At 65.2% G+C, this 7,710-nt stretch carries 9 protein-coding genes; 8 read left to right on the forward strand and 1 reads right to left on the reverse strand.

Translation table 11 applies throughout. The features are described from left to right. Positions 1–4: 4 nt before the first annotated feature. On the reverse strand, positions 5–202 hold the full coding sequence (locus HA052_RS23920) for a hypothetical protein (protein WP_166453911.1): 198 nt from the start codon (positions 200–202) through the stop codon (positions 5–7). A 128-nt stretch (positions 203–330) separates the two neighbouring features. Here HA052_RS23920 and HA052_RS23925 point away from each other — a divergent pair, with 128 nt between their 5' ends. The 8 genes from HA052_RS23925 to HA052_RS28285 all read left to right on the forward strand — a co-directional run. Further along, positions 331–795: an EVE domain-containing protein gene (locus HA052_RS23925; RefSeq protein ID WP_081549618.1), complete on the forward strand. Its 465-nt coding sequence runs from the start codon at positions 331–333 to the stop codon at positions 793–795. After that, on the forward strand, positions 789–1,598 hold the full coding sequence (locus tag HA052_RS23930; protein WP_166453926.1) for a sulfite exporter TauE/SafE family protein: 810 nt from the start codon (positions 789–791) through the stop codon (positions 1,596–1,598). Before HA052_RS23925 ends, HA052_RS23930 begins: the two co-directional genes overlap by 7 nt. Before the next feature lie 39 nt (positions 1,599–1,637). Then, complete coding sequence (pip, locus tag HA052_RS23935) at positions 1,638–2,591, forward strand: prolyl aminopeptidase (RefSeq protein WP_166453927.1); 954 nt, start codon at positions 1,638–1,640, stop codon at positions 2,589–2,591. A 71-nt stretch (positions 2,592–2,662) separates the two neighbouring features. Continuing rightward, positions 2,663–3,058, forward strand: coding sequence for a hypothetical protein (locus HA052_RS23940; RefSeq protein WP_166453928.1), 396 nt, complete (start codon positions 2,663–2,665; stop codon positions 3,056–3,058). A gap of 192 nt (positions 3,059–3,250) precedes the next feature. Further along, entirely contained in the window at positions 3,251–5,869 is a 2,619-nt protein-coding gene (gene leuS / locus HA052_RS23945; RefSeq protein WP_166453929.1) for a leucine--tRNA ligase, read from the forward strand. Between the two features lie 238 nt (positions 5,870–6,107). Beyond that, entirely contained in the window at positions 6,108–6,506 is a 399-nt protein-coding gene (locus HA052_RS23950) for an LPS-assembly lipoprotein LptE (protein ID WP_439823247.1), read from the forward strand. Further along, positions 6,487–7,491, forward strand: a complete 1,005-nt coding sequence (gene holA / locus HA052_RS23955) for a DNA polymerase III subunit delta (RefSeq protein ID WP_166453930.1) — start codon at positions 6,487–6,489, stop codon at positions 7,489–7,491. Before HA052_RS23950 ends, holA begins: the two co-directional genes overlap by 20 nt. Positions 7,492–7,547: 56 nt before the next feature. After that, a partial coding sequence (locus tag HA052_RS28285; RefSeq protein ID WP_369598572.1) for a YidB family protein occupies positions 7,548–7,710 on the forward strand: 163 nt, incomplete at its 3' end.

Here is a 7,710-nt window from a genome sequence, read left to right on the forward strand (position 1 = left end):
GCGATCAGCGCCAGTCGTGGCGGCCGCCGTAGTAATAGCCGTAAACCGGCGTCACCACCACCGGGGCCGGCCTGACCACCACCGGCCTGACCGCCACCCTGGGCGGCTCCACTACGCAAGCGCTTAAGCCGGCGGCCAGCGCCAGTCCCAGCAGACATTGTTTGGCACGGGTATTCATCCATTGTTTGGCACGGGTATTCATCGCCTTCATCCTTTTCTTCAGTTATCGCCATATCCCCTTGGGATGCCGATGTCAGCATAAACGGCAATCTTTCCAGTAAGATTGAGCAAGCGTTAACCCTTTCCCTGACTAATTAACAGACATTGCCCATGCGATACTGGCTGATGAAGTCCGAACCGGACGATACTTCGATCGACGATCTCGCCGCCGAGCCCGAACGCTTGTTCGAGTGGACCGGCGTGCGCAATTACCAGGCGCGCAATTTCATGCGCGACGGCATGCAAGAGGGGGACCGGCTGCTGTTCTGGCATTCGTCCTGCCCGGAGCCGGGGGTGGCCGGCCTGGCGGAAATCGCCGCCGCCGCTCATCCGGACTCCAGTCAGTTTGATCCGGAAAGCCCTTACTACGACCCCAAGTCTTCTCCCGACGCGCCGCGTTGGCTGGCGGTGGACGTGCGCTTCCTGCGCAAGACCCGGCTGCTGTCGCCGGCGGAGCTGCGCCAACACCCGCCTCTAGCGGAAATGACGGTGCTCAAGCGCGGCAATCGGCTGTCCATCACCCCGCTGAGCGAGGACGAATGGCGCTACATCACTGAACAGTTGCTGGCATGCTGAGCGTTCCGCTGATTCTGGCGCTGCTGGCCTGCGGCGCGGTGGCCGGCTTCCTGGCCGGATTGCTCGGGGTCGGCGGCGGCCTGGTCATCGTGCCGGTGGTTTTGGGCGTCTTGTCCGCCGCGCATTTGGGCGGCGACCATGCCCAACATTTGGCGGTGGGCACCTCGCTGGCGGTCATGGTGTTCACCAGCCTGTCCAGCGTGCGCGCCCATCATAAGAAGGGCGCGGTGGATTGGCGCATCGTGAGAGCGATGGCGCCGGCGATGGTGGTTGGCACCTTGCTGGGCAGCCTGGTGGCCGGCGCGATCTCCGGGCTGGCGCTGAAATGGTTCTTCGTGGGCTATGCCTATCTGGTCGCCGTGCAGATGTTCTTCAATCTCAAGCCGCAAGCCAGCCGCGGAATGCCTGGTCAGGCTGGGCAATGGAGCGCCGGCGGGCTGATCGGCATGATCTCCAGCTGGGTGGGCATAGGTGGCGGCTCGATGAGCGTGCCCTTCATGAGCTGGTGCAATGTGCCGGTGCACACCGCCATCGCCACCAGCGCGGCGCTGGGCTGGCCCATCGCCGTATCCGGCGCCGTCGGCTACCTTTATAGCGGCTGGGGCGTCGCCGGCTTGCCGGCCGGCGCCTTGGGCTTCGTCTACCTGCCGGCCATGCTGGCGCTGATGCTGATGACGGTGTTGATGGCCCCCTTGGGCGCGCGCGCCGCGCACAAGCTGCCGGTGGCCCGCTTGAAGCAGGTGTTCGCCGCCTTGATGACGGCGATGGCCAGCGAGATGTTGTACAACCTGCTGCGAGGTTGAGCGCGGCGCGTTTTCCCTTGTTCCCCCGATGGAGAGGCCATGTTGTATCCGCCGATAGCACCGTTCGCCAGCGGCATGTTGCCGCTGGACGGCTTGCATGCGATGTACTGGGAGCAATGCGGTTTGCCGCAGGGCTATCCGGCGCTCTATCTTCACGGCGGGCCGGGCGACGGCTGCGTGCCGGCCTGCCGCCAGCTGTTCGACCCCGGCTTTTACCGCGCGGTGCTGTTCGATCAGCGCGGCAGCGGCCGCTCGACGCCGCGCGGCGAGCTGCGCGACAACAGCACCGCCCATCTGGTGGCGGACATCGAACGGCTGCGCGAGCACCTGGGCATTGAACGCTGGCTGGTGTTCGGAGGCTCCTGGGGCAGCACGCTGGCGCTGGCTTACGCCCAGGCGCATCCGGAACGCGTCAGCGGCCTGATCCTGCGCGGCATTTTCCTGGGCGAGCGCAGCGAGATCGACTGGTTCCTGCACGGCATGGGCCAGTTCTTTCCCGAAGAATGGCAGCGTTTCGTCGCGCCTATCCCGGAGGCCGAACGCGGCGATTTGCTGGCCGCGTACTACCGGCGCCTGACCGATCCCGACCCGGCAGTGCACCTGCCGGCTTGTCGCGCCTGGGGGCGTTACGAGGGCGCTTGCGTCGCGCTGCGCCCCAACGCCGACGCCGCCGAACGCGCCGGCAGCGAATACGTGGCTTTGTCGCTGGCGCGGCTGGAGGCCCATTACTTCGTCAACCGCGTCTTTCTGCCGGAGGGCGCCTTGCTGGCCGGGCTGGCGCGCATTCGCCATATCCCCGCCGCCATCGTGCAAGGCCGTTACGACGTCGTCTGCCCGCCGATCACCGCGCTGCGGCTGGTCCAGGCCTGGCCTCAAGCCCACTACGAACTGGTGGAAGCCGCCGGCCATTCTCTGTGGGAGCCGGACATTCTGGACGCGCTGCTGCGGCAACTAGAGCGTTTCCGCGACGCCCATCTAGCCGGCCGGGTTTGAACCTAGGCAACTAATCAACCGTGGGGAGGGTCGAACCCAGCTTTCCACTCCAACCGGATACAAGGATGGACATGAAAGCGATAATGCTCTGCGCCGCGGCCGCCTTGGCCGCGATCCCCGCCGCCGCCGCCGCCTCCGCCTACAGCGACGAAGCGCGCTTGCCGTTTGCCGGCCAGCCGGGCGAACTGCCGCTGGAAGTGGTGCTGCGCTTTGCCAAGAACCGCCTGGGCGAGGACGGTCAGTTCGAATACCGCAGCCTGAAAGTGATACAGATCAGCCAGCCGGAAGCGTTCGACAAAGCCAGCATCGCCTTGCTGCGCGAAGGCCTGATGGACGACAGCGTCAAGGGCACGCGCCAGCGCTTCCAGCTTAGCCGCGAGGACAATGTTTGGACCATACGCGCGGTGAAGGAGGACTTCTCCTGCTGGCGCGGCCGCAAAGGTTGGGGCGTGAAGCTCTGCCCGTGATTGCGCTAGGCTGAGTAGCCGGCCAAGCATTTGTTTTTTTGGGGTCTTATCGCGGGAGCGAAGACGCCGTTATAATGGGGGCAACCTTTTTGCGGACGGGCTATCCGGAGCGCGACTCATCACTAGCGCCTCCGGGCAGCCCGCCTTTTGTATTTCCGCCTTTTGAATTTCAGAGTCCAGACAAAGATCGCCATGCAAGAACAATACAGTCCGCGCGCGGTTGAAGCCGCCGCCCAGCAGAAATGGCAGAAGACTGCCGCCTTCAAAGCCGTGGAAGACGCGTCGCGTCCCAAGTACTACGCCTTGTCGATGTTCCCGTATCCGTCCGGCAAGCTGCACATGGGCCATGTGCGCAACTACACCATCACCGACGTGCTGGCCCGTTTCAAGCGCCTGCAAGGCTTCAACGTGCTGCAGCCGATGGGCTGGGACGCCTTCGGCCTGCCGGCCGAGAACGCCGCGATGAAAAACGGCGGCGCGCCGGCTGCCTGGACCTACGCCAACATCGAGTATATGAAGCAGCAACTGGACAGCCTGGGCTTCGCGCTGGACTGGGAGCGCGAGCTGGCCACCTGCAAGCCGGACTACTATCGCTGGGAGCAGTGGCTGTTTACGCGTTTGTTTGAAAAAGGCGTGATCTACAAGAAAAACGGCGTGGTCAACTGGGACCCGGTGGACCAGACCGTGCTGGCCAACGAACAAGTAGTGGACGGCCGCGGCTGGCGCTCTGGCGCGCTGGTGGAAAAGCGCGAAATCCCGATGTACTACTTCCGCATCACCGACTACGCCGAGCAGCTGCTGGCGGATCTGGACAAGCTGGACGGCTGGCCGGAACAGGTCAAGACCATGCAGCGCAACTGGATAGGCAAGAGCTTCGGCTCCGACGTGGCCTTCGCCTACGATGAAGCCAGCATCGGCCATGCAGGCCAACTCAAGGTCTACACCACCCGTCCGGATACCCTGATGGGCGCCACCTATGTGGCCGTGGCCGCAGAACATCCGCTGGCCACTCAGGCCGTGGCGGGCAAGCCGGAGCTGCAAGCCTTCATCGCCGAATGCAAGGCCGGCTCCGTGGCCGAGGCCGACGTGGCCAAGATGGAAAAGAAGGGCATGGACACCGGTCTGTTCGTCGTCCACCCGCTGACCGGCGCCAAGCTGCCGGTATGGGTCGCCAACTACGTGCTGTGGGGCTACGGCGAAGGCGCGGTGATGGCGGTGCCGGCGCATGACGAGCGCGACTTCGAGTTCGCCAACAAATACCAGCTGCCGATCCAGCAGGTCTACGCGCCGGCCAGCGGCGACGACAACTTCGACGCCGCCGTTTGGCAGGACTGGTACGCGGCCAAGGACGACAGCATCCGCACCGTGGGCAGCGGCAAATACGACGGTCTGAACTTCGCCGCGGCCTTCGACGCCATCGTCGGCGATCTGGAAGCCAAGGCCGCCGGCCAGAAGAAAACCCAGTACCGTCTGCGCGACTGGGGCATTTCGCGTCAGCGCTACTGGGGCTGCCCGATTCCCATCATCCATTGCCAGAGCTGCGGCGACGTGCCGGTGCCGGAAAAAGACCTGCCGGTGACGCTGCCGGAAAACGTGATTCCGGACGGCGCCGGCTCCCCGCTGGCCAAAATGCCGGAGTTCTACGAAACCAGCTGCCCGAAATGCGGCGGCGCGGCCAAGCGCGAAACCGACACCATGGACACCTTCGTCGAGTCCAGCTGGTACTACGCGCGCTACGCCTCGCCCAAGTGCGACACCGCGATGGTGGACAAGAAGGCGGCCGACTACTGGCTGCAAGTGGACCAGTACGTGGGCGGCATCGAACACGCCATCTTGCACCTGCTGTACGCGCGCTTCTTCCACAAGCTGATGCGCGACGAGGGCCTGGTGTCCAGCGACGAGCCGTTCAAGAGCCTGCTGACCCAGGGCATGGTGGTGTGCGAAACCTTCTATCGCGAACTGCCCAACGGCGCCACCGACTGGATCGCGCCGCAGGACGTGGTGCTGGAGCGCGACGCCAAGGGCAAGATCGTGGCCGCCAAGCATCGCGTCGACGGCCTGCCGGTGGTGGTGGGCGGCATCGAGAAAATGTCCAAGTCCAAGAACAACGGCGTGGACCCGCAGGAATTCATTGAAAACTACGGCGCGGACACCGCCCGCCTGTTCATGATGTTCGCCGCGCCGCCGGAGCAGAGCCTGGAATGGTCGGACGCCGGCGTGGAAGGCGCGTTCCGCTTCCTCAAGCGCTTGTGGAAAGCGGCGAACGAGCATGTAGCCGCCGGCCTGGCGCCGGCCTACAGCGGCGGCGAACTGTCCGCAGGCCTGAAGGATCTGCGCTTCAAGTTGCACGCCACCATCCAGAAAGTGGCCGACGACTACGGTCGCCGCCAGCAATTCAACACCGCCATCGCCGCGGTGATGGAGTTGCTGAACACCTACGACAAAACCGACACCTCCGGCGACGCCGGCCGTGCGGTGGCGCAGGAAACGCTGGAAACCGTAGTGCTGCTGCTGTCCCCCATCGTGCCGCATATCTGCGACGCGTTGTGGAGCGCCTTGCGCCCGGGCAGTGAATTGCTGCAACAAGCCTGGCCGAAAGTGGACGAGAGCGCGCTGATCAAGAGCGAGATCGAACTGATGGTGCAGGTGGGCGGCAAGCTGCGCGGCAGCGTCACCGTGGCCGCGGACGCGGCCAAGGAGGTGATCGAAGCCGCGGCGCTGGCGCATGAAAACGTGCAGAAGTTCATGGAAGGCAAGCCGGCCAAGAAAATCATCGTGGTGCCGGGCCGCCTGGTCAACATCGTGGTGTAAACCGACGTGGCTCCGGTCCTGCGCGCGGCCTGCGCGCCGGACCGGGCCAGCATTGTTTCCCGATAAGGAATCGTGAATGAGACTTTCCCTGCAATGGTTGTGGCTGGCGCTGCTGGCCGTCACGCTGAGCGCCTGCGGCTTTCACCTGCGCGGCCTGGGCGGCCCGATGAAGCCGCTGCCGTTCGCCTCGCTGTATTTCGACGGCGGCGGCACCGCGGTGGCCGGCGATGTGCGCACCGTGCTGGCGCGCGACCCGCGCCTGCAAGTGCTGGACAATCCCAAGCAGGCCGAGGCGGTGGTGACCATCCTCAGCGAAAACCAGTCCAAGGACATCCTGACCCTGAACGTGGGCGGCAAGATCAATGAGTACCAGCTGACCTATACCGCCGTGGTGCGCACCGTGCTGTTCGGCGTGCCGGTGGAACCGGACATGACCGTGGTCGTGCGCCGCAGCATGAACTACTCGGATAGTGCCATCCTCGGCAAGGAGCAGGAAGAAGCCCTGATCTGGGCCGACGCCCGCCGCGACGCGGCCGAGCAGATCGTCCGTCGTCTGGCCTACCTGAAAAAGCCGGCCGCCGCGCCGCTGACCGGCCCGCAAAGCCTGAAGCCCGCCGATGCCCAGCCTAAGCCCTGACGCGCTGATCGCGGCGCTGGGCAAGGGCCTGGCGCCGCTGTACCTGATCCATGGCGAGGAAGCGCTGCTGGCCTTGGAGGCCGCCGACGCGCTGCGCCAAGCGGCGCGCGATCAAGGCTATCAGGAGCGCGAAGTGTTGACAGTGGAGGCGGGGTTCGACTGGTCGCAGCTGCGCGACGCGATGAGCAGCGTTTCGCTGTTCGCCGAGCAAAAGCTGCTGGAAGTCCGCATTCCCAACGGCAAGCCCGGTACCGAAGGCGCCGAGGCGCTGCAACAGCTGGCGGCTCAGCCGCCGCAGGACACGGTGACCCTGATCACCCTGCCCAAGCTGGAGCGCGCGCAGCAGCAGTCCAAGTGGTTCCAGGCGCTGGAAAAGCTGGCGGTGACGGTGGAGGCCCGATTGGTGGGGCGCGCCGAGCTGCCAAGCTGGATCACGCGCCGCCTCAAGGCTCAAGGCCAAGTGCTGGGCGGCGAGGCGCTGGCTTTCTTTGTTGATCGCGTCGAAGGCAATTTGCTAGCCGCGCGCCAGGAAGTGGACAAGCTGGCTCTGCTGTACCCGGCCGGAGAATTGACGCTGGAGCAATTGCGCGCCGCGGTGGCTAATGTGGCCCGCTTCGACGTGTTCCGTTTGTCCGAATCCTGGCTGGCCGGCGATGTGCCGCGGGTGCTGCGCATGCTGGACGGCCTGATGGCCGAAGGCGAGGCGCCGGTGCTGGTGTTGTGGTCGCTGACCGAAGACGTGCGCATGTTGCTGCGTCTGCGCCAGGGCCTGAAGGATGGGCGCAACGCGCGCGACATGGCGCGCGAACTGCGTTTGTGGGGCGACAAGCAGCGTCTGGCCGAACCGGCCTTGCGCCGCATCGGCCCGCGCAAGCTGATGACCGCGCTGGACGAATGCGCGCGCATAGACCGTCAGATCAAGGGCGTGGAAGTCGGCGACCCCTGGCAGACCATGCGCGGGCTGGCGGGCCTGCTGGCCGCTTGAGCCGACGGGACATTCACCAAGATTCGCGCCCCGTGCGCGGCAAACAGGAGAGCACCATGGCTTTATTCGATACCTTGAGCGGTTTGCTGTCCGGCGGCGCGGAAGGCGGCGCCGGCGAAGCCCTGCAAAGCTTGTTGCAACAACAAGGCGGCTTGTCCGGACTGCTGGAACAGTTCCAGCAAGGCGGTCTGGGCGAGCTGGTGTCTTCGTGGGTGGGGC

It is taken from the genome of Chromobacterium fluminis (assembly GCF_011602385.1).
Taxonomy (GTDB): domain Bacteria; phylum Pseudomonadota; class Gammaproteobacteria; order Burkholderiales; family Chromobacteriaceae; genus Chromobacterium; species Chromobacterium fluminis.

What these genes read in the sequence shown, in the direction of transcription:
- HA052_RS23920 (WP_166453911.1), bottom strand. Translation starts at nt 202, where the DNA reads ATGAATACCCGTGCCAAACAATGGATGAATACCCGTGCCAAACAATGT.
- HA052_RS23925 (WP_081549618.1), top strand. Translation starts at nt 331, where the DNA reads ATGCGATACTGGCTGATGAAGTCCGAACCGGACGATACTTCGATCGAC.
- HA052_RS23930 (WP_166453926.1), top strand. Translation starts at nt 789, where the DNA reads ATGCTGAGCGTTCCGCTGATTCTGGCGCTGCTGGCCTGCGGCGCGGTG.
- pip (WP_166453927.1), top strand. Translation starts at nt 1,638, where the DNA reads ATGTTGTATCCGCCGATAGCACCGTTCGCCAGCGGCATGTTGCCGCTG.
- HA052_RS23940 (WP_166453928.1), top strand. Translation starts at nt 2,663, where the DNA reads ATGAAAGCGATAATGCTCTGCGCCGCGGCCGCCTTGGCCGCGATCCCC.
- leuS (WP_166453929.1), top strand. Translation starts at nt 3,251, where the DNA reads ATGCAAGAACAATACAGTCCGCGCGCGGTTGAAGCCGCCGCCCAGCAG.
- holA (WP_166453930.1), top strand. Translation starts at nt 6,487, where the DNA reads ATGCCCAGCCTAAGCCCTGACGCGCTGATCGCGGCGCTGGGCAAGGGC.